This is a genomic window from Micromonospora sp. NPDC005324 (assembly GCF_040607155.1).
Lineage (GTDB): Bacteria > Actinomycetota > Actinomycetes > Mycobacteriales > Micromonosporaceae > Micromonospora > Micromonospora trifolii.
Genome location: NZ_JBEXGE010000011.1, coordinates 171,050 through 191,937, shown reverse-complemented (window position 1 = coordinate 191,937; position 20,888 = coordinate 171,050). Strand labels below are relative to the sequence as shown.

The window sequence follows — 20,888 nt, the reverse complement described above, 5'->3', positions numbered from 1 at the left end:
AAGACCATCTCACCGCTGAAGCCACCGGCCTCGGCGAGCAGCGTCTTGGCCGTGGCCGGGTCGAACTTGCAGGCGGTGCAGTTGCCCGGCTTGGCCGCGGGCAACGCGTTCTTCGTCGCGGCTGAGTTCGCCCTGGTCACGGTCGACCGGGCGGAGATCGACCGGCGGGCCGCCGCGGGCGACCAGGCCGCACTGACGGTACGCACGGCGTTGCGCGAACTCTCCTTCCAGCTCTCCGGGGCGCAGCTCGGCATCACCATCACCGCGCTGCTCACCGGCTACCTGGCCGAGCCGGCCCTGGCTCGGCTCTTCACCCCGCTGCTGCGCCCGTTGGCCGGAGACAGCACCGAGCGGCTCACCCCGTTCATCGCGTTGGCCCTGGCCACGCTGATCTCCATGCTCTTCGGCGAGTTGGTGCCGAAGAACGCGGCGCTGGCCCGGCCCATGCCGGCGGCGCTGGCCACGGCCGGCCCGATGCACACCTTCTCCCGGACCTTCGGCTGGGTGATCCGAGGGTTGAACGGCTCGGCGAACCGACTGGTCCGCGCACTCGGCGTGGAGCCGCAGGAGGAGTTGGCCAGCGCCCGCTCGCCGGAGGAGCTGGGCCTGCTGGCGGGCATCTCGGCGCGGGCCGGCGCACTGCCCACCGACACCGCGATGCTGCTGCGTCGCACCATCCGCTTCGGTGACAAACGGGCCGCGGAGGCGATGACCCCCAGGGTGGACGTGGTCGCGCTGCGCGCCACGGCCACAGTGGCCGAGCTGCTGGAGGAGTCGCGGCGGACCGGGCGGACCCGCTTCCCGGTGTACGAGGAGACCCTGGACCTGGTGACCGGCGTGGCCGGCGTGCCGGACGCGCTGGGCGTGCCGCTGGCCGACCGCGCGTCGACCCGGGTCGCCGCGGTGGCCCGCGAGCCGGTGTACGTGCCGGAGAGCCTGAACCTGGACGGTGTCCTGGCCGCGCTGAAGGCGGCCGGGGCCGACCTGGCCATCGTGGTCGACGAGTACGGCGGCACGGACGGCGTGGTGACCGTCGAGGACCTCGTCGAGGAGCTGGTCGGAGAGATCGCCGACGAGTTCGACCCGGCGAGCGTGGACGACCACGGGTCGGCCGAGCTGACAGTGCCGGGCGGTGAGCGCACAGTGCTGGTCGACGGTGTGCTCCGCTCCGACGAGTTGGCCGAGCAGACCGGCTTCCGGCTGCCCGAGGGGCCGTACGAGACGTTGGCCGGGTTCCTGATGGCCCGGCTCGGGCACATCCCGCTCGCCGGGGAGACGGTCGAGGCGGGCGGCTGGGAGTTCACTGTGGTCGAGGTGGAGCGGCACCGGATCGAGCAGGTCCGGGTGTTGCGCCCGGCGGATCCGGACGACGATGACTGAGCTGCTGGTGACAGCGCTGCTGCTGCTCGGCAACGGGTTCTTCGTGGGCAGCGAGTTCGCGCTCATCGCGTCCCGGCGGACGGTGATCGAGCCGCTGGCCGCCGGGTCGAAACGCGCCCGCTGGGCGTTGTCGGCGATGAACCAGATCCCGTTGATGATCGCTGGCGCGCAGCTCGGCATCACTGTCTGCTCGTTGGGTCTGGGCGCGATCGCCGAGCCGGCGTTGGCCCACCTGCTGGAGCCGCCGTTCCACGCGGCCGGCCTGCCGGAGCGGGCGGTGCACCCGGTGGCGTTCGTGCTGGCGCTGGGCGTGGTGGTCTTTCTGCACACTGTCGTCGGCGAGATGGTGCCGAAGAACATCACGCTCGCCGGTCCGGAGGTCTCCGCGCTCTGGCTCGGCCCGGCGATGCTGGCATTCTGTGTGGCCACCAAACCGTTGTTGCTCGCTATGAAATGGGCGGCCCGACGGGTCCTCGCGTTCTGGCGGATCGAGGCGTCCGAGGCGGTGAAGACGGTCTTCACCGCCGAGGAGTTGGCCGGGTTGGTCTCCCAGGCGCGAACCGAGGGGCTGCTCGACGCGGAGCAGCACGCGCGGATCACCGGCGCGCTGGCCCTGCACGCGCGGACGGCGGCGGACGCGCTGCAACCGTGGTCGACGGTGGTGACGGTGGCCGAGGACGTGTCGCCGGCGTCACTGGAGGTGCTGGCGACCCGGACCGGCCGGTCCCGGTTCCCGGTGGTGCAGCGGTCGACCCGTCGGGTGCTCGGCTTCGTGCACGTCAAGGACGTGCTCGGGTACGCCGGGCAGGGTCGCCGGTCCCCGGTGCCGGCCGACGTCTACCGGCCGCTGGCGGTGGTGCCGCCGGAGCGTACGTTGGCCGATCTGCTGCTGGCCATGCGCCGGGAGCGGCGGCACATGGTGCTGGTCAGCGATGGGCGACGGCCGCTCGGTGTGGTCACTCTCGACGATGTATTGACCGCAATCGTTGGGTGATGGACCAATACCCATTGTGTGCAAGCGGTTGCACGACAGTGATGGTTACCGCGCTCGCCTTGATTACCGCCTCAAGCTTCCCTAATGTGGGGCACCGACCGCTGTGGGTCGTCTGCCTCGGCCCTTCCCTCACGCGAGGCGCCCGGCGGTCGGTTGCAAAGGAGTCGGTGCCGGTGGCAACCATGCCCCCTCATCGTCACGACCTCAGTGCGTCTGCTCGCTCTGGCGGCCTGCGACGCGCCGCGCACCGGGTGCTGATCCTGGTCGCCGCGGCGGCGGTCGGTGCCGGTCTGCTGACCGCGCCGGCACATGCCGCGCCCACGGTCGACGAGATCGAGGCGCAGATCGACAAGAAGTGGGAGCAGTTGGAGCCCACCATCGAGCAGTACAACAAGGTCCGGGCGCAGCTGAAGGTCAACCGGCAGAAGTCGGCGAACCTCCAGAAGAAGATCGAGCCGCTTGCGCTGCAGAGCGAGATGGCGCTCAACCGGGTCGGTGACCTCGCCTCCCGCTACTACATCTCGGGCCCGTCGCACGACATCGGCGCGCTGCTGGTCAGCGCCAAGCCGGACACGCTCACCGAGCAGCTCACCATTCTCGACCGGCTCGCTTCGCAGGAGCGCAAGGAGGTCGAGGGTGTGCTGGCCGTACGGGCCAAGTACGACGGTGAGAAGCAGAAGCTGGACGCGCTGATCGTCACCCAGACCAAGCAGCAGAACGATCTGGCGGCGAAGAAGAAGCAGATCGACGCCGAGATCAAGCAGCTCGAGGCGTCGATGCCCAAGACCACTGTCAAGACCGCGGCCTGCCCGACCATCAACGGAGTGGTCAGCGCGGCGGCCCGCACCGCGATCAGGACCGCCTGCGGCAAGGTCGGCAAGCCGTACGTCTGGGGTGCCACCGGCCCGAACTCGTTCGACTGCTCGGGGCTGACCCAGTACGCCTACAAGGCGGCCGGGATCTACCTCACCCATCACACCGGTGACCAGTGGAACGAGGGCAAGGCCGTCTCGCGAGCGGATGCCCGCCCCGGTGACCTGGTCTTCTTCTTCTCCGGCCTGAGTCATGTCGGGCTGTATCTGGGTAACAACCAGATGGTGCACGCGCCACGCGCCGGCAAACCGGTGCAGGTGTCCAGCATCACCACCATGCCCATCGCCGGGTTCCGCAGACCCGGCTGATCCACCTCGCGCGACACGACGGCCCCCGGTCACCGACCGGGGGCCGTCGTGGTTCTCAGCGGGGCGCGCCCACCGGGGACGGCAACAGCTGCACGTCGGCGAGGTCGACGTACATGATCCGGTGGCCGAACTGGATCTGCGCGTACCGGTTCTTGCCGCGAATCACCGTCCAGTCGCCCGGCGAGGAGCCGTCGAACGTGCTGGCCCGGTAGTACTCGCCGGCCAGCACCGCGCCGACGGCGTACCGCTGCCCGGCCGCCAGGGTGTACTGGAGCGGCGAGATCGTCTGGTAGGGCACCCCCTCCGGGTACGCGGACTGCTCCGGGTATGCCCGCCCGTAGACCGGAATGGTGGTCCGTCCGGGCTTCGGCGTGGCCACGACGCCGACGGTCCAGCTGGCGGTCGGCGCGGAGGTTGGGTTGTGGAACCAGGCCCGCTGCCCGAGGTACCAGATCGCCGTCCAGTCGCCCTGTCGTCCGGCCAGCGCGTACGTCTGCCCGGCGGACGCCCGGGCCCCGTGGTCCGACACGACCATCGTGTTCGGGCTGCCGTCTGGGCGGAGCGCGATGTCGTTGACCAGCGGCGCGTCAGCGGACGGTGCGCTGCGCAGCACCACTGCGGAGGAGCCGCGCGGCGCGCAGGGCACGCCTGCGGTGACGCAGCCGGTGAACGCCGGCTGGTTGGTGGCGTAGTCCGGGTCGATCCGGACCAGCCCGGTGGCCGGGGTGCCGGTGTCCAGTCGAGGCGCGTGCAGCAGGTCGAAGTAGTGCGTCCAGTCCCAGTACGGGCCCGGATCCCAGTGCATCCCCCGCACTGTCGAGGCGACGGTGCCGGGCACGTTGTCGTGGCCGATGATGTGCTGACGGTCCAGTGGGATGCCCAGCCGCAGCGCCAGGTGCCGGACCAGCTTCGCCGAGGCCCGGTACATCGCCTCGGTGTACCAGGTGCCCTGCGCCGCGAAGCCCTCGTGCTCCAGCCCGATCGACTTCGCGTTGACGTACCAGTTGCCGGCGTGCCAGCCGACGTCAGTGGTCTTCACGTGCTGGGCGATGTGCCCGTCGACCGAGCGCAGCGAGTAGTGCCAGCTCACGTAGGTCGGGTCCTGGACGAGTTGCAGGGTCGTGGCCCAACTCGCCTCGGTGTCGTGGATGACGATGTACTCGATCTTCTGCCGCGCGGGTCGGTCGGAGAGGTCGTGGTTGCCGTAGTCCCCGTCGCCAAACGCCTCGTAGGGCGCCGGGATCCACTCGCAGGAGATGGTGCGGGGGCACTCCACACCGTCGGGGCGGGCCAGCCGGCGCAGGCCCAGCCGGTCCAGCCAGGCACGCTCGGGCCGCACCGCGCGGGCCGGCAGGGTGATCCGCTGGCCGTCGTCGGTCACCCGGGCTTCGCCAGCGCCGATGGTGGTGAAGACCTCGTCGGCGAAGGCCGCCGCGGCGTCGGCGCTGTCCGCGCCCGAGTAGCGGGCCACCGCGCCGTACCAGGCCGCCGGGTCGGTGTCCGCGCCGACCGGCGCGCTCAGATCCCGTTGGTACGCGCTCAGCAGCGCGGCCCCACCCCGGATGTTGAGGCCCGCGTCGGTGCGCAGTGCCTCGGGGGTGGCGCCGGTCAGCGTGGCCGCGGCGTCCACGGTCTGCAACGCGGCGGTGGACGGCGCGGGGGCCTCGACCGGGCGGGGCGCGGGCACCCGCGCGGGACGGGAATCGTCGCCGCGTGGGTCCTCGGCACCGGCGTCGTGGTGGCCCCGCCCGGGTAGGGCGGCCACGTGCCGCGCGTCGGTCAGGTGCATCGGGCCGTAGCCGCCACTGGTGCTCGGTGTGCCGGCGTTGGTGTCCCAGCGCGACTCCAGGTAGGAGACGCCGAGCAGCACGACGGCCGGCACGCCGTACTCGGTGGCCGCGGCGGCGTACTGCTGCTGGCGGTCGGTGGTGGGCGCGGCGACGGCCGGGCCGACGGAGAGTGGCACCGTTGTCGCGGCGGCGACCACGGTGGCGGCGAGCAGTGCGCGCCAGCCGGTCGACAGGGTTGGATGGTGCATCGAACCCCCTAGATTCTCTCGGAGTGAGGTCAGGTCACCATCGCGCCGGCCGGGAGGTTACGTCAATACCTTTCCATCTATCGAAGTATGCGGAAAGAATTCTTCACACACGGTCGGTGACCTCGTCCAATCCGTACGGAGTGTCACGGCCGCACGGGTTGCGGATCGGTAACAAGCGTCTCTACTCTGGTCATTCGTCGGCCCGACAGCAGCTCCGCCCAGCCCGGGCGGTAACGGACCGACACCGCCGAGTCGTTTCCGAACGAACCGGGGACCCAGGTCCCTCGGGGTGAATCCGCAGCAACTGCGGTAGGGCGCCGACTTCCCGCCCGAACCCGTCAGCTAACCCGGTAGGCGGTCAGGAAGAAGGAGTACGAGACCCCGGTGGCACTCCATGCCCCGCGGCCGTCGTCCGAGCGGTCGGCATCAGCCGGCCCGGCGTCGATCGTGCCGCGCCCACGCTGGTCCCGCTTCACCACCGCTCTCGCCGCGCTGGCCGGCATCGCCGTCGTCCTGACCGGCAGTGCCACGGCGGCCCACGCCGACCCGTCCGTCGCCGAGATCGAGCGCCAGATCGACGCCGACTGGAACAAGCTCGAACCAATCATCGAACGGCACAACGCCACCCGCACCGACCTCGCCGCGAAGCGCAAGCAGGCCGACGCGCTGGCCGCCCGGATCACTCCGCTGGAGCGCCAGGTCGACGCCGCGATGGACAAGGTCAGCGCCCTGGCCGTCCGCGCCTACAAGGGCGAGAACGTCTCGACGGTCAACGCGGTGCTGGGCAGCCGGTCGCCCAGCGAGGTCGTCGGCCAGCTCGAAATGCTCGACCGCTTCGCGCACAACCAGCAGAAGGACGTACGCCAGGTGGCCGACCTGCGCGACCAGTTGGCCGCGCAGAAGGCGCCGCTGGACGAGATGGTGGCCCAGCTGACCCGCACCGAAGCTCAACTGGCGGCGAAGAAGAAGCAGATCAACGACGAGATCGACCGCCTGCAGAAGCTGCGCCTCAAGGTGTACGGCAGCGGCGGCGGCGGTCCGCTGCGCCCGGCGCCCTGTCCGGGCAGCTACCCCGGCGGCGCCGCGGGCACCGCTGTCAAGTTCGCCTGCGCGCAGATCGGCAAGCCCTACGTCTGGGGTGCCGAGGGCCCGAACTCGTACGACTGCTCCGGGCTGATGTTGGCCGCCTGGGCGAAGGCCGGCGTGTCGCTGCCGCACAACGCCGCCGCGCAGAGCCGGGTCACGAAGAACGTCAGCAAGGGCGACCTGCGCCCCGGCGACCTGGTCTTCTACTACAGCGACATCCACCACGTCGGTATGTACGTCGGCGGCGGCTGGGTGGTGCACGCCTCGCAGGCCGGTCAACCGGTCAAGATGAAGAAGGTCGACGACGGCCCGATCCACAGCTACGGCCGCCCAGGCTGACCCCGGGTGACCGAAGGGCCCGTCGCGATCCGTCGCGGCGGGCCCTCGTCGTCTGTGTTCTGGCGGGTGGTGGGCCTCAGCGGGTTGGCCAGGTGCGCCAGTGCTGCCAGGCGCGGCTGGGCGTCGGCCCCCGCTGGCCCTGGTAACGCGAGCCGTAGACCACCGAGCCGTACGGGTGCTCGGCCGGCGAGGAGAGCCGGAAGATGCAGAGCTGCCCGATCTTCATGCCCGGCCACAGGGTGATCGGCAGGTTCGCGACGTTCGAGAGTTCCAGCGTCACGTGGCCGGAGAAGCCCGGGTCGATGAAGCCGGCGGTGGAGTGCGTGAGCAGCCCGAGCCGCCCCAGGGAGCTCTTGCCCTCCAGCCGGCCGGCGAGCTGGTCACCCAGCGAGATGACCTCCAGCGTCGAGGCGAGCACGAACTCCCCCGGGTGCAGCACGAACGGCTCACCGTCGGGGACCTCGACCACCGATGTCAGGTCGTCCTGCTGCATGGCCGGATCGATGTGGGTGTAGAGGTGGTTGTTGAAGACCCGGAACAGCCGGTCGAGTCGGACGTCGATGCTGGACGGTTGGACCAGGGTGGGCTCGAACGGCTCCAGGCCCAGCGTGCCGGCCTTGATCTCGGAGACCAGGTCGCGGTCGGAGAGCAGCATCGGACCACCATAGCCGCGCTGCCGAAACTGACCGGATTCGGTGCCGGTGACCAGCGCGTCGAGGTCGCTGCTCGTACATTTGTTCGATAGAATGCCCACATGGCTTCCTGGTCCGAATTCGCCGCCGACGAGCCCCGACTCGCCGACGGGATCCGCGTTCTCCTCCAGCAATACGGGCCGGGCTTCGGCTATCTGGCCACGGTCCGCGCCGACGGCGGGCCCCGCGTCCATCCGGTCTCCCCGGTCATCACCGCCGAGGGGCTGTTCTGCTTCATCATCGACTCACCCAAGCGCCGCGACCTCGAACGTGACGGCCGTTACGCGCTGCACTCGTTCCCTGCGGAGGAGAGCGACGACGAGGCGTACGTGGCGGGGCGCGCCCGTCCGGTGACCGATCCGGTCCGGGTGGCGCAGCTGGCGCAGAGCGCGCGGGCCGAGCCACAGGTCGACTGGCGGCTCTTCGAGTTCACCGTCGACGTGGCCATGCTCACCCGCCGCGAGCAGCACATCGCGGGCATTCCGGGCCTCCCGCCTGGTCGGCCGGCGGTTCGGGTCTGGCTCGACCCAAACGCCCCGTCGGCGGTGGCCGCGCCCCTCGCCGTCCCGCAGGCGCGCCCGACCCGCCTCAGCCGTGACGTCCAGTACACAGCCGCCTGACCACAGCCGGAAGATCATCGGTGCCGGATCCGCCGTCACGGAGCCGGCACCGGGCGTACGCACCGGCCCCGCGCCCCGCCGCCCCGGAAGATCAACTCGGCTTCGGCACTATCGCGGTGTCCCGGCGATCCGGATGCCCCGACGCTCAGGAAACCGAGTGGATCAACCCGGCGGCACGGTACGCGGACAGCCGCGGCCGGCGGGGGTACCTGGGTGCACGGGCTCGACGACTCGGGTACAGTGGTGCCGCTTGCGGGTGTAGTTCAATGGCAGAACATCAGCTTCCCAAGCTGACAGTGCGGGTTCGATTCCCGTCACCCGCTCCACTGCGAAGGCCCTGGCCAGGACGACAGTCCGAGTCAGGGCCTTCGATGTTCCAGGGTCAGCGATCACACGCCGTGCCATTGGCGTGCCATTAGGCCCGGTCGGAGGGAGCACGTGGCTGCGAAGTTGCCCCGAGATGAGGCCACCCATCTCGTCCAGCGGATCATGCGCTTCGCGGCCCCGAGCCGGCAAGGTCCCAACCGCCGCATTGGCCGATGCCGCTCATTGGGTACACCTCCTACGTTCCATGCATGACTGTCGTTTGGGCGGCACGGGGGCTTTTGCTTCTCGGTCTGGTGTGCGGGCCGGCCGCATTGGTGGCGATATTCGTACGACGGCGAAGGCGGGCTGCTTCGCAGCAGGACCGAGAGGCGGTGCTGCGAGCGGCGCGGGCCGCTACCCGCCAGATCGCTCGGGATAGGCGTCGCACTGGGCGGGGCACTCTCCGCGGCAAGGGCGGTGGAGGCAACGATGGTCTCGCGGCGGATGCGGCCTACGGAAGCGACGGCGGAACGCCGAGCGGCGTGTAGTCGATTCGAGGGTTCTCGCGTGCCGTTAGGCCAGGACAGTCAAGGTCAACCCAGGCCATCAAGGACCGCCGAGAGCAGGCAGGCGGGTCCCCGACCAGCCGTTCATTCGCAATTCCCAAGCTGACAGTGCGGGTTCGATTCCGTCACCCGCTCCACGCGAAAGGCCCTGACCAGGACGACAGTCCCAGCCAGGGCCTTCGCTAGTAGCCCCGTACCAGCCGCCGCTAAGGGTGGGTGCCCAACGGGAACTCGCGGACGGTGCGCCACGGGCTGACGTCCGGTGTTCCGGCGATGAGCCGGACCCCGTCGACGGTCGCGTTGATCGGCAGGTGCGCGGAGACGGTTTCCGCGGCGTGGCTCAGCACGGGCTTGGCGGTGTCTTGACCGATGGTCAGGTGCGGCACCACGTCGCTGTGCGTGCCGGCACAAGGGGGCACCTCGGGAGACCGCTGCCACACTGCCTTGGTGAGGTCGCGGAGGCGGGCCCTTACTGGTAGTCGGCGAAGATTCGACGCTCCACGCCATCCACTGTGACCGGGCCGCCGTGGGGAAGGATCCACTGCGGTCTGGTGTGGCCGAATGGCACGCCGACGCAGACGACCGCCTCGGGGTTGTAATGGTTCACCACGCCGAGGACCGTGTCCCGCTGCTGCTCGCGTAGGCGTGCCCGATCCGCGGCCGCAGGTCGACGGTTGTGGTCGGAGGCCGGCGGACGGGCGACCAGGACCGCGTCGACGGCGCTGAGGAGACCACGTTCACCCAGTGATCGGACGATCCAGCCGACCTCGCGGGCGGGGAGAAGCTCCTCCGACGTCTCGATCATCAGCACCCCGCCGTTCAGGACTTCCGGGGAAAACGGGAAGCGCCCCGCCGTCAGGATCCACTGGATGACGTCCAGGCAGCCACCCCAGGCGGGGCCGGTGACTGCGCGGGGCGGCCCGTACCAGCTCCACGGCTCCGTCGGTTCGCGCTCTCCAAAGGACTTCAATGCCTGCGGATCTGCCCAGTCGACGCCGATGTCCTCGGACTCACCCGGATCGGTGATCTCCAGCCGCTCCCCGGTGAGTAACGCCGCCCGCAGCGACCGTACGTGGATGTCATCGACGGCAGGCCCGGGGCCAAGGTGCACCTGGGAGGATCCGCCGTAGAAGCTGGCGATGCCGAGGCCCCACAGCCAGTGGTGCAGGTTGGTGTTGTCGCTGGTGCCGAGGAACGGTTTCGGGTCGGCTCGGGCCAGGTCGGCGTCCAGGTGGGGGATGACGGTGATCTGGTCGTCGCCTCCGACGACGGCGAGAATGCCGCGTACCTGGGGGTCCGCGAAGGCGGCGTTGATGTCCGCCGCCCGCGCCGCCGCGCTCGCGCCCACCTGGCGGGTGGTGGGGTATTCGACCGGAACGAGGCCGGTCAGGTCGGCGAGCCGTCGCATGGCCTGCTCGTGGATCTCGGGATAGGCGCCGGCCGCGGCGAAGGACGGCGACAGGACCGCGAGGCGGTCCCCCGGGCGGGCCTTTCGAGGACGAACAAGCTCATGCACCATGTCGAGATCCAACAGGTGTGCCAGCCGATGCGCATCTCATTTCGTAGGGGTTCCAGGAGAACCGGCTGCTTTTCACGTTCATGGCAGGATCTGCCAGGTGCAGGTCGGGATGCTTGGTCCATTCGAGGTTCGCACGGACGTCGGCACCGTCATCGACGTGCCGGGCGCGCGGCTGCGCGGGCTGCTGACCGCCCTCGCGCTCAACCCGGGTCACGTGGTCCCGAAGGGGACCCTCGTCGACTGGATCTGGGGCGAACATCCGCCCACCGACGCGGCGAACGCCCTGCACCGCCTGGTTTCCCGGCTGCGCAAGGCGCTGCCGGAGGGGTCGATCGAGGGACAGACGGACGGCTACCGGCTGATTGTCGAACCCGACGTCGTCGACGCCGTACGGTTCGAACGCCTCGTCGGCCTGGCTCGCGACGACGAGGGCCCACAGCGGGTACGGCGGTTGCGTGAGGCCCTCGACCTGTGGCGCGGTGCGGCGATGCAGGACGTCGGTCTGGTCGACAGCACCGCGCTCGACGCGGCGGTCACCCGATTCGACAGGCTGCGTCTGACCGCCCTGGAGGATCGCTTCGACGTGGAGGTCAGCCTCGGCCACGGTCCCGAGCTGGTCGCGGAGCTGACCGACCTGGTGGCCGAGCACCCGGTACGGGAGCGGCTGGTTCTCGCGTTGATGCGGGCCCTCGCCGCGAGCGGCCGCGACAACGAGGCGCTGCTGGTGTATCAGCGCACGAGTGCGGCCCTGGCCGAAGCGCTGGGCGTCGACCCCTCGCCGGAACTCTCGGCGTTGCACGTCGCGCTCCTTCGGGGCGAGGTGCGACGGCGCGAGGAGGGCCGGAAAACCAACCTTCGTGCCGAGTTGAGCAGCTTCATCGGCACTGACGAGGCCGTTGCCGAGGTCGGCATGCTCGTCGCCGAACATCGGCTCACGACCCTGATCGGGCCTGGTGGCTCCGGGAAGACCCGGTTGGCCACGGAAACCGCGCGCAGAATGCTCGACGACCTGCCGGACGGCGCCTGGCTGGTCGAGTTCGCCGCCATCGGCGCGGACGGTGACGTGGTGCAGGCGACGCTCGCGGGGCTCGGACTGCGGGACGCTCTGCTCGGCGAGCCACCGAGCATGGAGTTGGTCGACCGGCTCGTCGCCGCGATGCGCGAGCGGGAGGCGTTGCTGATCCTGGACAACTGCGAGCACGTGATCGAGTCTGCGGCGGTGCTCGCCGACCGGCTGCTCGGGGAGTGTCGGCGACTGCGGATCCTCGCGACGAGCAGGGAACCGCTCGGCATCACTGGTGAGGCGCTCTGGCCGGTCGCGCCACTGGCCCTGCCGGACGTCGACGCCGACCCCAGCGAGATCGAAACCTCTCCCGCTGTCCGGCTGCTGCGGGACCGAGCGGGCGCGGTGCGGAGGGATCTGGCGGTCGACGCCTCCACGTTGTCGACGATGGCGCGGATCTGTCGGGCGCTGGATGGGATGCCACTGGCGATCGAACTGGCCGCTGCCAGGTTGCGCACCATGTCCATCGACCAGCTCGCCAGGCGCCTCGACGATCGGTTCCGCCTGCTGACCGGCGGCAGCCGTACCGCGTTGCCCCGGCACCGGACGCTGCGCGCGGTGGTCGACTGGAGTTGGGAGTTGCTGACCGACGCCGAACGGACGGTCCTGCGCCGGCTGTCGGTGTTCTCGGGTGGGGTGAGCCTGGAAGCGGCCGAACGGGTCTGCGCCGGCGACGAGGTCGAGCAGGGGGACGTGCTCGAGCTGGTCGCCGCGCTGGCCGAGAAGTCGCTGTTGGTCGCCGAGGGCGGCGAAGCCCCGCGCTACCGGATGCTCGGCACGATCAAGGAGTACGCCGCGCACCGCCTCGCCGAGGCGGGGGAGACGGAACTGGCCCGGCATGCGCACCTGGCGTACTTCACCGAACTCAGCGAGACCGCAGAGCCGCAGCTTCGCCGCGCGGACCAGGTGGAATGGCTCGCCACTCTCGAAGTCGAGCACGACAACATCGGTTCCGCGATGCGCGGTGCCCTCGCCGCCGGCGAAGCGCACGCAGCCATGCGGCTGGCCGCGGGTGCCGGCTGGTACTGGTGGCTCGGTGGCCACCGTACCGAAGGCATGGAGTTGATCACGGCGGCCACCGAGACGCCTGGTGAGGTCAGCGACGAGATCCGGGCCACTGTGTACGCGCTCGTCGTGCTCTTCATCAACTCGGGGCCTGGTGACGAGCACCAGGCGGCGGAGTGGATCCACAAGGCGTACGAGTTCAGCCAGCGCAGTAACGGCAGACACCCGGGGACGGCTCTCGTCGTCCCGCTGGAACGCATGTTGCGAACCCCGGACGCGATCCTGCCCGCATGGGAGCCGCTGCTGAACCACGAGGATCCCTGGGTACGCGCCCTGGCCCGGTTGCAACTCGGCAAGATGCGGATCATTTTCGGCCAGGACGGTCGGGAGGTGGACGCCTATCTCGTGGCGGCGCTCGCCGAGTTCCGGGCACTCGGCGAACGGTTCGGGATCTCATTCGCCCTGACCGAGCTGGCGGAGCTGATTGCCGTACGCGGTGAGTTCGTCGGTGCGTGCGAGCTCTACGAGGAGGCGACAGCGGTCGTCACCGAGGTCGGCACCGTCGAGGACATCATCCGGATGCGGTCCCGGCAGGCTCAGCTGTACTGGTTGCTCGGCGATGAGAAGTCCAGCGCGGCTGCCATGGCCGAGGCGCAGCGATGCGCGGCGAGGGTCACGTGGCCGGGTGCGTTGGCCGTGCTGGCCCTGTCACAGGCGGAACTCGCTCGCTGGATCGGCGATGCCCAGGAGGTGGCCCGGCAGGTCGGTGTCGCGACGAGTCTGTTGCGCGACGAGGCGGAGCAGGCGCACATCCGCGTGGTGACGCACGACCTGCTCGGCTATGTCGCGGACGATCTCGGTGAGGCACGCAGACACCACTCCTTGGCCTGCGAGGCGGCAGCCGAGACAGGGCACGCACCCTCGATCGCGCGGGTACTCGTCGGCGTCGCGGACCTGGCGCTGCGCCAGGACCAGTACGAGCACGCCGCCCGGCTGCTCGCCGCGAGCAGCGGTGTGCGCGGACGGCAGGATCATTCCCAGCCGGATGTGGCCCGGATCGAGCAGGAAGTACGGCGCCGCCTCGGCGAAGTGGGCTTCGCTGAGGCGGCGCGAGAAGGCAGTCGGACGGACTGAACCGGCTGGTCGCTGTCACGCTCGCTTCGTGAACGTGGAACGTGCCCACAGGTAGCCGACGAGAGCGATGCCGACGCACCAGGCGAGGGCGGGGATCACGTCACCGCTGGACGCCGTCCCGTTGAGGAACCCGCGCAGAGTTTCGATGATCGGCGTGAAGGGCTGGTATTCCGCGAACTCCCGCAGCCCGGGCCCCATCTTGTCCGCCGGCACGATCGCGCTGCTGAAGAACGGCAGCATGACCAGCGGTACGGAGGCCAGACCCGCCGTTTCCGGAGATTTCGCCGCGAGCCCCAGGGCGACAGTGAGCCAGCCGGCGGCGAAGCCGAGCAGCACGATGATGCCGATCGCGCCGAGCCAGCCGAGGAGGCTCGCCGACGGGCTGAATCCGAGCAGGAAGGCCACCCCGACAAGGGCCGCGATGGCGACCAGGTTGGTCAGCACGCTGGCGACGACGTGACCGGTCAGCACCGCACCGCGGGAGACGTGCATGACTTTGAACCGGTTGATGATGCCCTTCGTCATGTCGGAGTTCACCGCGGTCGCGGTGGCCCCCAGCCCGTAACAGACCGCCAACAGCATCAGTCCGGGAGTCGCGTAGTCGATGTAGTCGACACCGACGTTGAAGGCGTCACCGAACATGTACACGAACATCAACATGATCACGATGGGCATCAGGACCGCGTTGAACACCGAGGTCGGGTTTCGGGCGATGTGCTTGAAGTTGCGACGCAGCATGACGATCGAGTGGGACTTGGTGCTCATTTCGCGGAAACCTCCTGGGTGCGGCTGCCCGTCAGGGCGAGGAAGACGTCGTCGAGGTCCGGCGTCTGCACGGAGAACCCTTCGGCGCTGATCGCGTACTCGTCGAGCCGGTCCAGCAGTGCCCGCAGCGAGGCCGTTCCGCCATCGCTGGGAATCCGCAGCGCCAGTGCCTCGTCGTCGCGTGTGGCGTCGTTGAGCACCCGGGCGGCCGTGTCGAGTTCGGCGACGGTGGTGAACCGGAGCCGGACGTGAGTGCCGGGGATCTGGCGCTTGAGCTCGTCGGGCGTGCCCTGGGCGACCAGACGCCCCTGGTCGAGTACGGCGATCCGGTCGGCGAGCTGATCGGCTTCCTCCAGGTACTGAGTGGTGAGGAAGATCGTCACGCCGTCGGCCACCAGGTCACGGATGATCGACCACATCGTGCGGCGGCTACGTGGATCCAGGCCCGTCGTCGGCTCGTCGAGGAAGATGATCCGCGGGTCGCCGACGAGCGTCATCGCCAGATCCAGCTTGCGGCGCATACCGCCGGAATAGGTCGACACCGGCTTCTGTGCCGACTCCACCAGATCGAACCGCTCCAGCAGCTCCGTGACGACCCGCCTGCCGTCCTTTCCGGGAACCTGGCTGAGATCCACCATCAGCTGCAGGTTCTCTCGGCCGGTCAGCAGCTCGTCCACCGCCGCGAACTGACCGGTGACACCGATCGCCGCGCGCACCGCCCTGGCCTCGGTGGCGGCGTCGTGCCCCGCGATGCGTACGGTCCCGCCGTCGGCCTTCACCAACGTGGTCAGCACGTTCACCGTCGTCGTCTTACCCGCCCCGTTCGGGCCGAGCAGGGAGAAGATCGTGCCCGCACGGACATCCAGATCGATGCCATCGAGCACGACCTTGTCCTTGTAGGCCTTCCGCAGCCCGGAGACTGCAATCGCTGAACTCGTCATGCACCTACCATCGGCGGCCGGGCTGTCACCCCCCTGTCATGGCCCTGACACGGCCACTGACACGGGGTTTCACCCCGTCCCCGCCCGACTTCGAGCAGACTGCAACAGATTCGCCCTGACCGGCAATAGTCAGGTGTGACAAGCCAGATACGACCGTCTGACCAAGATCTGTTGTCGACCATCGCAGCCGGTGACGAGTTCGCCTTCGCCCGGCTTTTCGACAGGTATGCCCGGGCGGTCTACAACCACGTATTCCGGCTTAGCGGCTCTTGGACGCTCGCCGAAGACGTGACGCAGGCGACCTTCCTGATCGCGTGGCGTAGACGCGGCGAAGCGGCGGTCCTGGTGGACGGATCGGCGTTGCCGTGGCTGCTGGTGGTCGCCACCAATACGACCCGCACCGAGTGGCGCTCGGCCCGCCGGTGGCTGACAGCCCTGCGGAGGATGCCACCGGAGCGGGAGGCGGACGCGGACCCGGCCAGCGACATAGTCGCGCGGCTCGACGACGAACGGCAGATGAACAAGATCTTGGCGGTGGTCCGCCGATTACCTCGCGCGGAGCGGGAGGCGGTGGCCCTGTGTCTGTGGTCCGGCGTGCCGTACGGCGAGGCGGCAACAGTCCTCGGCATCAGCGAAGGCGCGCTCCGTTCGCGCGTGAGTCGCGCACGGGCTCGGCTGTCACGGATGGTCACTGATAGCAACAAGCAGGAGGAAGAGCGATGAAGGACCTTCTCGACACGCCTACCGAGCGCGATCTGCCGCCCGGCGAGGCGGCGCGAATGCGAGCGGAGCTGATGACGTCGGTCCGCCGGCCTCGGCGCCGCACGGCCGTACGACTCGGAATCGCAACCATGGCGACGGCTGCGGCGGTGGTGGCCGGCATGGCGATGGTGCCGAACGACGAGGAGGTGCGGCACCTGGCGATGAGTTCGAGTGAACTGTCACCGACGCTGCACCAAGCTGTGGAGCAGTGCCTGGAGTGGAACGCGCAGATGGAGCGGCTCCCACTGTCGATGGACGATCTGGCCGTGGCCGCCGAGCAGGACCACCAGGGCGTGGCGCTGTTCATGACGGACACCGGATATTTCACCTGCGAGGTCTCGATGCAGCCGCGTCAGGAGATCAGTGGGGGTGCCACCGGTGAACGCGTCTGGCCGCAACGGGCTTGGTTGCCCGGCTCGATCCAGCGGCTCCTGCTCATGTCGACCGAGGCCGACGGGGGCGACGTGGCGGTGACCGGCCGGGTCAGCGCTCGGGTACAGCGGCTGGTGCTGGAACACGGCGACGGGAAGACGACCACGGCTCGGTTGGTCAACGGAGTGTTCGGCCTGCTCACCGGTGATGCCAGCGTCACCAGAGACGCCGAGTTGGTCAGCTATGACGCCGCCGGGGTCGAGATCGACCGCCGCCTGCTGTTTCGTCCGTCGGACGAGTTCGATCACTGTTACGTGGACTCCTCCGGCAATCTCGTCTACGGCAAGCCGGAAGCTGACTGCCGACCCGCCGAGCCCTGGGGCCGATAGGGAAGCCCGGTGAACCGCCCGCGTGTCCGTCGGGCGTTCACCGGGATCAGCAGGTCGATGAGGTGCTGTGCCGGCGTCGACGCATCCTTGAACGGCAACGTGCGACACCCGTACGGAAGGCTCCTACCCGTTTGGCCGCGACGGGTCGCCCAACTCCTGGTGGCGGCGGAGCAGTTCCCGTAGGGCGTTGATCTCGGCGGCCAGCGCGGCCTGCCCCTGGTCGGTGATCCTGATCCAGGTCTTGGGCCTGCGGCCGTGATAGCCCCGTTCGATCTGGATCAGGTCGGCCTCCTCCAGAACGGCAAGGTGTCGGGAGAGGTTGCCGGCGGTGAGTTCGAGTGCATCTCGCAGGTAGGCGACCTCCACCCGCTCGGCCTCGGCGGCGATGGTGAGGATGCCGAGCCGGTTGCGTTGGTGGACGGTGTCGCTGAGCCCGTTCGTCGGGTGTCCGCCGTTGCCGGTGCCGGCGGCCTCTTCGTTACTGCTCACGCCGACCTCTTGATCGTGTTGAGGAGGGCGGTGCCGCCGCCGACGAGCAGGATCGGTGCGGGCAGCAGGGCGGCCAGCAGGAGGCTGTAGCGGTTCAGGTCCCCCGGCTCGAAGTTCGCGGTCTGGAAGTAGATGTTCACGAGGACGACCGCGGCGGCGTGAAACGCGGCCACGACCGTCAGGCCACGGCTGCGTTCCAGTCGGGCCAGGACCAGTAGTCCCACAGCGATGACGAGGTGCGGGAACATGCCGCGATCGGAGATGCCCAGCAGCGGTGTGGTCACCCAACTGGTAGCGCTCGAAACCACCGTCGCCGAGTTGAGCAACAGGAACCGCAGCACGATCGGCAGCACGAGCCCGACGATGGTGCCCACGATGCCGGCGACGACGTACGGCCGAGCCGGTGTCTGGACGCCCACCCGCACACCATGCCATCGATACCACCAGAGGCTGAGCAGGTAGCCGCCGATGAGCGCCGCCAGCCAGTACCAGCCGAGGGTCGCGGAGCGTTCGAGGAGGTCCCCACCGAGGCCGGTCAGCGCGGGGTTGTCCTGCCCGCCGCGCATGGCGAGCGGGTCGGCCGACTCGACGTACAGGGGTGCGGCCGCCGCCATCAGGAGGCCGAACAGCAGCAGCGGCAACCAGTAGGCGTTGCGGACGGCCCGGGTACGCCGTTGGAGGGCGGTCACCGAGGCCAGCAGCTCTTCGGGTGTGCTGCCGCTGCTGTTCGGCGCGGGGCTCGATCGGTCCGACACGGTGACCTCCAGGCCGTTGCATGTTTTCTGCACTGCCAATAGGTTTGCATCGCAAATCATTCTGCGCAAGAGTCCTGGAGAAGTGATGACATCCGCGGGGATCGACAGTGGTAGTTCCTGCCGGGCCTCGGCACCGGCTAGGGTCCGCTTGGAGGTGGTCCGTGTTCACCGAAGCGTTTCCGATCATGACGACACCTGACCTGCCACGACTGATCGCGTTCTACCGGGACGTGGTCGGCTTCGAGCTGACCTACCGGTTCCCGGACGAGGGCGCCCCGGAGTTCGTCGCTCTCCGGCTGGGCAGCAGCGAACTCGGCCTGGCCGCCAACCCGGAGGCTGGCGAGCCGGCCGACTCGCATCGCTGGGAGTTGTGCGTCTACGCCGACGACTGCGACGCGGCCGTGGGCGCGCTGCGCACGGGTGGGGCGACGGTCACCGAGGAACCGGTCGACCAGCCCTGGGGTGAGCGGTCCGCGCGGGTCACCGACCCTGACGGCAACCGGTTGCTGGTGCTGGCCCGGCTGTAGACGATCCTGCCGGGGAGAGTGCGGTCATCGTCGCCAGAACAGGAGATGGGTGACCCCGCTGGGGCTGGGCACCGACTCAAGGTGGAAGCGGTCGAGCAGCTCGTCGGGGCTGTCCCACAACCGCTCGCCCCGGTGGAGGTCGACGGGCGCCACCGCGATGTGCATCGTGTCGACCAGGTCGGCCTCGATGAACTCACGGATCGTCGCCACCCCACCACCGAGGCGTACGTCCCGACCGTCGGCCGCCTGCTTCGCCTCGGCCAGAGCCTCGGCCGGGCTGACATCGCGGAAGTGGAACGTGGTGTCGGACAGGCTGAACGACGGGCGCACGTGGTGGGTGAGCACGAAGACCGGCGTGTGGAACGGCGGGTTGTCCCCCCACCATCCCTGCCACTCGTGGTCCTTCCAGGGGCCACGCTGGGGGCCGAACTTGTTGCGACCCATGATCTCCGCACCGATGTTGCACTCGGCGTCGCGGGTCAGGTAGTCGTCCAGGCCACGGGTGCCGCCCGGCTCGGTGCGATACACGAAGCTGGCGGTGGCGGCACGCCACGAGAACAGCGGGGTGGGGTCCGCGTGACCGAAGGGCCGTTCGAGGCTCTGCCCCTCGCCGGTCCCGAACCCGTCGCGCGAAACGTTGAAGCACTGCACCCGCAACAGTTGCGCCATGGTGTCTTCTCCTTCCTTCGATGGGCCGGGTTTCAGTTCGCGGTGACCGTCGGGCCGCCTCCGCTGCCCCGATCGTCGAGCACGAGCGGGGCGCGGCCGCGCACCGCGTACCGGATGTGGGTCACCTGCGGGGTGGCGAGGACGCGGGTCGGCGTCAGCTCGACCCCCTCCCGGTCGCCCAGGTCGAGGTCCGCGTCGAAGAGCCGCAGGCCGGTGCCGAGTACGACGGGTACGACGTGCAGCTCCAACTCGTCGAGCAGGCCGGCCTTGAGCACCTGCCGCACCAGGCTGCCGCCCCCGGCCACCGCGACATCCTTGCCACCGGCCACGGCGCGCGCCTGCTCCACGGCACTGGCCACGCCGTCGGTGACGTAGGTGAAGCTGGTGCCCCCTGCCCTCAGCAGCCGCTGGCGGGGGCGGTGGGTGACGACGAAGACCGGTGCGCGAAACGGCGGCTCCTCACCCCAGGGGATCTCACCACCGTCGGCCATCCGGCGCCCCATCACGTACGCGCCGGCCGCGCCGAACGACTCGGCGATCACCTCGGAGTCGGTGTCCTGCTCTCCGCCGGCGAAGCCCTGCCGTTCGCGCCAGGCCGCGGCTTCGGTCGCCCACCGTGTGACCCGGAAGAATTTCGCGCTCTCCGCCGAGTCCATCCAGTTGCCGTTCCCGTCGAACTGTGGGCCGGCGTAGAAGCCGTCCACCGACACCGACAGCTGTGCGGTCACCTTCGTCATCGCGCCTGGTCCTCTCCTCGGGCGACACCCCGCCTGGGTGCCGCTCACCGAGTGGTCGGAGCCGAGCGCGATGTCCCTACCGGGTAGAAGTGTGACCCGTGTCACCTGCTGGCTCGGTCACGAGCCAGGTCCCGGCGTGTTGCGGGTCGCGCGACCAGCGCATCCGGGGCTTCTCCTCCGGGCGGGGGCTCCAGTCTCGGTACGGCGCGAGGGCCACCCGCCAGGCGATCACCGTGAAGACGTAGATGCCCGGGCCGACCAGCCAGAGCAGGGCGTCGCGTCGCCGGTAGGAGGCGTACGGCGCGAGCCACGCGGTCGCCGCCATCGGCAACGCGACCGCGCTGAGGTCGGCGAGCGGACCGCGGCCGAACCGGGCCTCGATCAGCTCGCGAAGAATGAGGGACGGAACGACCACCCCGACCAGCAACGCCACCGTGCGGATCATGCGGACCCGACGCGTCCGATCCGGGGATATGTGGGCGGCAGTCGCTTCGGCGGGCATCCCCGCAGGGTACGGGCTGGTCGCAGCGGTAGATAGCGAGAACCTGGCTCCGGTGGT

General features: G+C 69.6%; 19 protein-coding genes, 1 tRNA gene, 1 pseudogene and 1 riboswitch. Of the genes and pseudogenes, 10 read left to right on the top strand and 11 right to left on the bottom strand.

Features of this window, described 5'->3' with window-relative positions; translation table 11 throughout:
- The first annotated feature begins 90 nt into the window (after positions 1-90).
- The 3 genes from ABZS40_RS14825 to ABZS40_RS14815 all read left to right on the top strand — a co-directional run bounded on the left by ABZS40_RS14825 (position 91) and on the right by ABZS40_RS14815 (position 3,555).
- The gene (locus ABZS40_RS14825) at positions 91-1,380 is read left to right on the top strand and encodes a hemolysin family protein (protein ID WP_354943800.1); all 1,290 of its coding nucleotides are present in this window, start codon (positions 91-93) and stop codon (positions 1,378-1,380) included.
- Complete coding sequence (locus ABZS40_RS14820) at positions 1,373-2,374, top strand: hemolysin family protein (protein WP_354943799.1); 1,002 nt, start codon at positions 1,373-1,375, stop codon at positions 2,372-2,374. The genes ABZS40_RS14825 and ABZS40_RS14820 overlap by 8 nt, the downstream gene beginning before the upstream one ends.
- A 167-nt stretch (positions 2,375-2,541) precedes the next feature.
- Complete coding sequence (locus tag ABZS40_RS14815; RefSeq protein ID WP_354943798.1) at positions 2,542-3,555, top strand: NlpC/P60 family protein; 1,014 nt, start codon at positions 2,542-2,544, stop codon at positions 3,553-3,555.
- Between the two features lie 55 nt (positions 3,556-3,610).
- Here ABZS40_RS14815 and ABZS40_RS14810 read toward each other — a convergent pair whose 3' ends face one another.
- Positions 3,611-5,593, bottom strand: coding sequence for a peptidoglycan recognition family protein (locus ABZS40_RS14810; RefSeq protein ID WP_354943797.1), 1,983 nt, complete (start codon positions 5,591-5,593; stop codon positions 3,611-3,613).
- Positions 5,594-5,828: 235 nt separating this feature from the next.
- Positions 5,829-5,964, top strand: a riboswitch (cyclic di-AMP (ydaO/yuaA leader).
- A gap of 13 nt (positions 5,965-5,977) precedes the next feature.
- On the opposite strand from ABZS40_RS14810, the gene ABZS40_RS14805 reads away from it, so the two are divergent.
- The gene (locus ABZS40_RS14805; RefSeq protein ID WP_354943796.1) at positions 5,978-7,018 is read left to right on the top strand and encodes an NlpC/P60 family protein; all 1,041 of its coding nucleotides are present in this window, start codon (positions 5,978-5,980) and stop codon (positions 7,016-7,018) included.
- A gap of 76 nt (positions 7,019-7,094) precedes the next feature.
- Here the strand turns inward: ABZS40_RS14805 and dcd are convergent, their stop codons facing one another.
- Positions 7,095-7,673 carry a dCTP deaminase gene (dcd, locus tag ABZS40_RS14800; RefSeq protein WP_089018323.1) on the bottom strand — a complete coding sequence of 193 codons (579 nt, stop codon included), beginning with the start codon at positions 7,671-7,673 and terminating at the stop codon, positions 7,095-7,097.
- A gap of 99 nt (positions 7,674-7,772) precedes the next feature.
- Here dcd and ABZS40_RS14795 point away from each other — a divergent pair, with 99 nt between their 5' ends.
- Positions 7,773-8,330 (top strand): pyridoxamine 5'-phosphate oxidase family protein, encoded by a 558-nt coding sequence (locus ABZS40_RS14795; RefSeq protein WP_354943795.1) that lies wholly within the window; start codon positions 7,773-7,775, stop codon positions 8,328-8,330.
- A 252-nt stretch (positions 8,331-8,582) separates the two neighbouring features.
- Positions 8,583-8,656, top strand: a tRNA-Gly gene (locus ABZS40_RS14790).
- Between the two features lie 752 nt (positions 8,657-9,408).
- Here the strand turns inward: ABZS40_RS14790 and ABZS40_RS14785 are convergent.
- Together ABZS40_RS14785 and ABZS40_RS14780 are read right to left on the bottom strand one after the other, a co-directional pair.
- Complete coding sequence (locus ABZS40_RS14785) at positions 9,409-9,621, bottom strand: hypothetical protein (RefSeq protein ID WP_354943794.1); 213 nt, start codon at positions 9,619-9,621, stop codon at positions 9,409-9,411.
- A 50-nt stretch (positions 9,622-9,671) separates the two neighbouring features.
- The gene (locus tag ABZS40_RS14780) at positions 9,672-10,610 is read right to left on the bottom strand and encodes an LD-carboxypeptidase (RefSeq protein WP_354943808.1); all 939 of its coding nucleotides are present in this window, start codon (positions 10,608-10,610) and stop codon (positions 9,672-9,674) included.
- A gap of 208 nt (positions 10,611-10,818) precedes the next feature.
- On the opposite strand from ABZS40_RS14780, the pseudogene ABZS40_RS14775 reads away from it, so the two are divergent.
- Positions 10,819-13,955, top strand: a pseudogene (locus ABZS40_RS14775) (BTAD domain-containing putative transcriptional regulator).
- Here the strand turns inward: ABZS40_RS14775 and ABZS40_RS14770 are convergent.
- Positions 13,939-14,688: an ABC transporter permease gene (locus ABZS40_RS14770; protein ID WP_354943793.1), complete on the bottom strand. Its 750-nt coding sequence runs from the start codon at positions 14,686-14,688 to the stop codon at positions 13,939-13,941. The pseudogene ABZS40_RS14775 and the gene ABZS40_RS14770 sit on opposite strands and share 17 nt — an antisense overlap.
- Positions 14,685-15,629 (bottom strand): ATP-binding cassette domain-containing protein, encoded by a 945-nt coding sequence (locus tag ABZS40_RS14765; RefSeq protein WP_354943792.1) that lies wholly within the window; start codon positions 15,627-15,629, stop codon positions 14,685-14,687. Before ABZS40_RS14765 ends, ABZS40_RS14770 begins: the two co-directional genes overlap by 4 nt.
- A gap of 171 nt (positions 15,630-15,800) precedes the next feature.
- Here ABZS40_RS14765 and ABZS40_RS14760 point away from each other — a divergent pair, with 171 nt between their 5' ends.
- Together ABZS40_RS14760 and ABZS40_RS14755 are read left to right on the top strand one after the other, a co-directional pair.
- A complete protein-coding gene (locus ABZS40_RS14760) occupies positions 15,801-16,352 on the top strand; it encodes an RNA polymerase sigma factor (RefSeq protein ID WP_354943791.1) in 552 nt (183 codons plus the stop codon).
- Entirely contained in the window at positions 16,349-17,152 is an 804-nt protein-coding gene (locus ABZS40_RS14755) for a hypothetical protein (RefSeq protein WP_354943790.1), read from the top strand. The genes ABZS40_RS14760 and ABZS40_RS14755 overlap by 4 nt, the downstream gene beginning before the upstream one ends.
- Positions 17,153-17,275: 123 nt before the next feature.
- Here ABZS40_RS14755 and ABZS40_RS14750 read toward each other — a convergent pair whose 3' ends face one another.
- Both ABZS40_RS14750 and ABZS40_RS14745 read right to left on the bottom strand, forming a co-directional pair.
- The gene (locus ABZS40_RS14750) at positions 17,276-17,641 is read right to left on the bottom strand and encodes a transcriptional regulator (RefSeq protein WP_354943789.1); all 366 of its coding nucleotides are present in this window, start codon (positions 17,639-17,641) and stop codon (positions 17,276-17,278) included.
- Positions 17,638-18,396, bottom strand: a complete 759-nt coding sequence (locus ABZS40_RS14745; RefSeq protein WP_354943788.1) for a hypothetical protein — start codon at positions 18,394-18,396, stop codon at positions 17,638-17,640. Before ABZS40_RS14745 ends, ABZS40_RS14750 begins: the two co-directional genes overlap by 4 nt.
- 185 nt (positions 18,397-18,581) lie before the next feature.
- Between ABZS40_RS14745 and ABZS40_RS14740 the strand changes: the two genes are divergently transcribed.
- Positions 18,582-18,923, top strand: a complete 342-nt coding sequence (locus ABZS40_RS14740) for a VOC family protein (protein WP_238677566.1) — start codon at positions 18,582-18,584, stop codon at positions 18,921-18,923.
- Positions 18,924-18,947: 24 nt separating this feature from the next.
- Here the strand turns inward: ABZS40_RS14740 and ABZS40_RS14735 are convergent, their stop codons facing one another.
- From ABZS40_RS14735 to ABZS40_RS14725, 3 genes are all read right to left on the bottom strand, one after another.
- The gene (locus tag ABZS40_RS14735) at positions 18,948-19,592 is read right to left on the bottom strand and encodes a dihydrofolate reductase family protein (RefSeq protein WP_354943787.1); all 645 of its coding nucleotides are present in this window, start codon (positions 19,590-19,592) and stop codon (positions 18,948-18,950) included.
- Between the two features lie 32 nt (positions 19,593-19,624).
- A complete protein-coding gene (locus ABZS40_RS14730; protein WP_354943786.1) occupies positions 19,625-20,329 on the bottom strand; it encodes a dihydrofolate reductase family protein in 705 nt (234 codons plus the stop codon).
- A 76-nt stretch (positions 20,330-20,405) separates the two neighbouring features.
- Positions 20,406-20,831 carry a hypothetical protein gene (locus ABZS40_RS14725; RefSeq protein ID WP_354943785.1) on the bottom strand — a complete coding sequence of 142 codons (426 nt, stop codon included), beginning with the start codon at positions 20,829-20,831 and terminating at the stop codon, positions 20,406-20,408.
- Positions 20,832-20,888 lie beyond the last annotated feature (57 nt).

What these genes read in the sequence shown, in the direction of transcription:
- ABZS40_RS14820 (WP_354943799.1), top strand. Translation starts at nt 1,373, where the DNA reads ATGACTGAGCTGCTGGTGACAGCGCTGCTGCTGCTCGGCAACGGGTTC.
- ABZS40_RS14810 (WP_354943797.1), bottom strand. Translation starts at nt 5,593, where the DNA reads ATGCACCATCCAACCCTGTCGACCGGCTGGCGCGCACTGCTCGCCGCC.
- dcd (WP_089018323.1), bottom strand. Translation starts at nt 7,673, where the DNA reads ATGCTGCTCTCCGACCGCGACCTGGTCTCCGAGATCAAGGCCGGCACG.
- ABZS40_RS14795 (WP_354943795.1), top strand. Translation starts at nt 7,773, where the DNA reads ATGGCTTCCTGGTCCGAATTCGCCGCCGACGAGCCCCGACTCGCCGAC.
- ABZS40_RS14780 (WP_354943808.1), bottom strand. Translation starts at nt 10,610, where the DNA reads ATGCGACGGCTCGCCGACCTGACCGGCCTCGTTCCGGTCGAATACCCC.
- ABZS40_RS14770 (WP_354943793.1), bottom strand. Translation starts at nt 14,688, where the DNA reads ATGAGCACCAAGTCCCACTCGATCGTCATGCTGCGTCGCAACTTCAAG.
- ABZS40_RS14765 (WP_354943792.1), bottom strand. Translation starts at nt 15,629, where the DNA reads ATGACGAGTTCAGCGATTGCAGTCTCCGGGCTGCGGAAGGCCTACAAG.
- ABZS40_RS14755 (WP_354943790.1), top strand. Translation starts at nt 16,349, where the DNA reads ATGAAGGACCTTCTCGACACGCCTACCGAGCGCGATCTGCCGCCCGGC.
- ABZS40_RS14740 (WP_238677566.1), top strand. Translation starts at nt 18,582, where the DNA reads ATGACGACACCTGACCTGCCACGACTGATCGCGTTCTACCGGGACGTG.
- ABZS40_RS14735 (WP_354943787.1), bottom strand. Translation starts at nt 19,592, where the DNA reads ATGGCGCAACTGTTGCGGGTGCAGTGCTTCAACGTTTCGCGCGACGGG.
- ABZS40_RS14730 (WP_354943786.1), bottom strand. Translation starts at nt 20,329, where the DNA reads ATGACGAAGGTGACCGCACAGCTGTCGGTGTCGGTGGACGGCTTCTAC.
- ABZS40_RS14725 (WP_354943785.1), bottom strand. Translation starts at nt 20,831, where the DNA reads ATGCCCGCCGAAGCGACTGCCGCCCACATATCCCCGGATCGGACGCGT.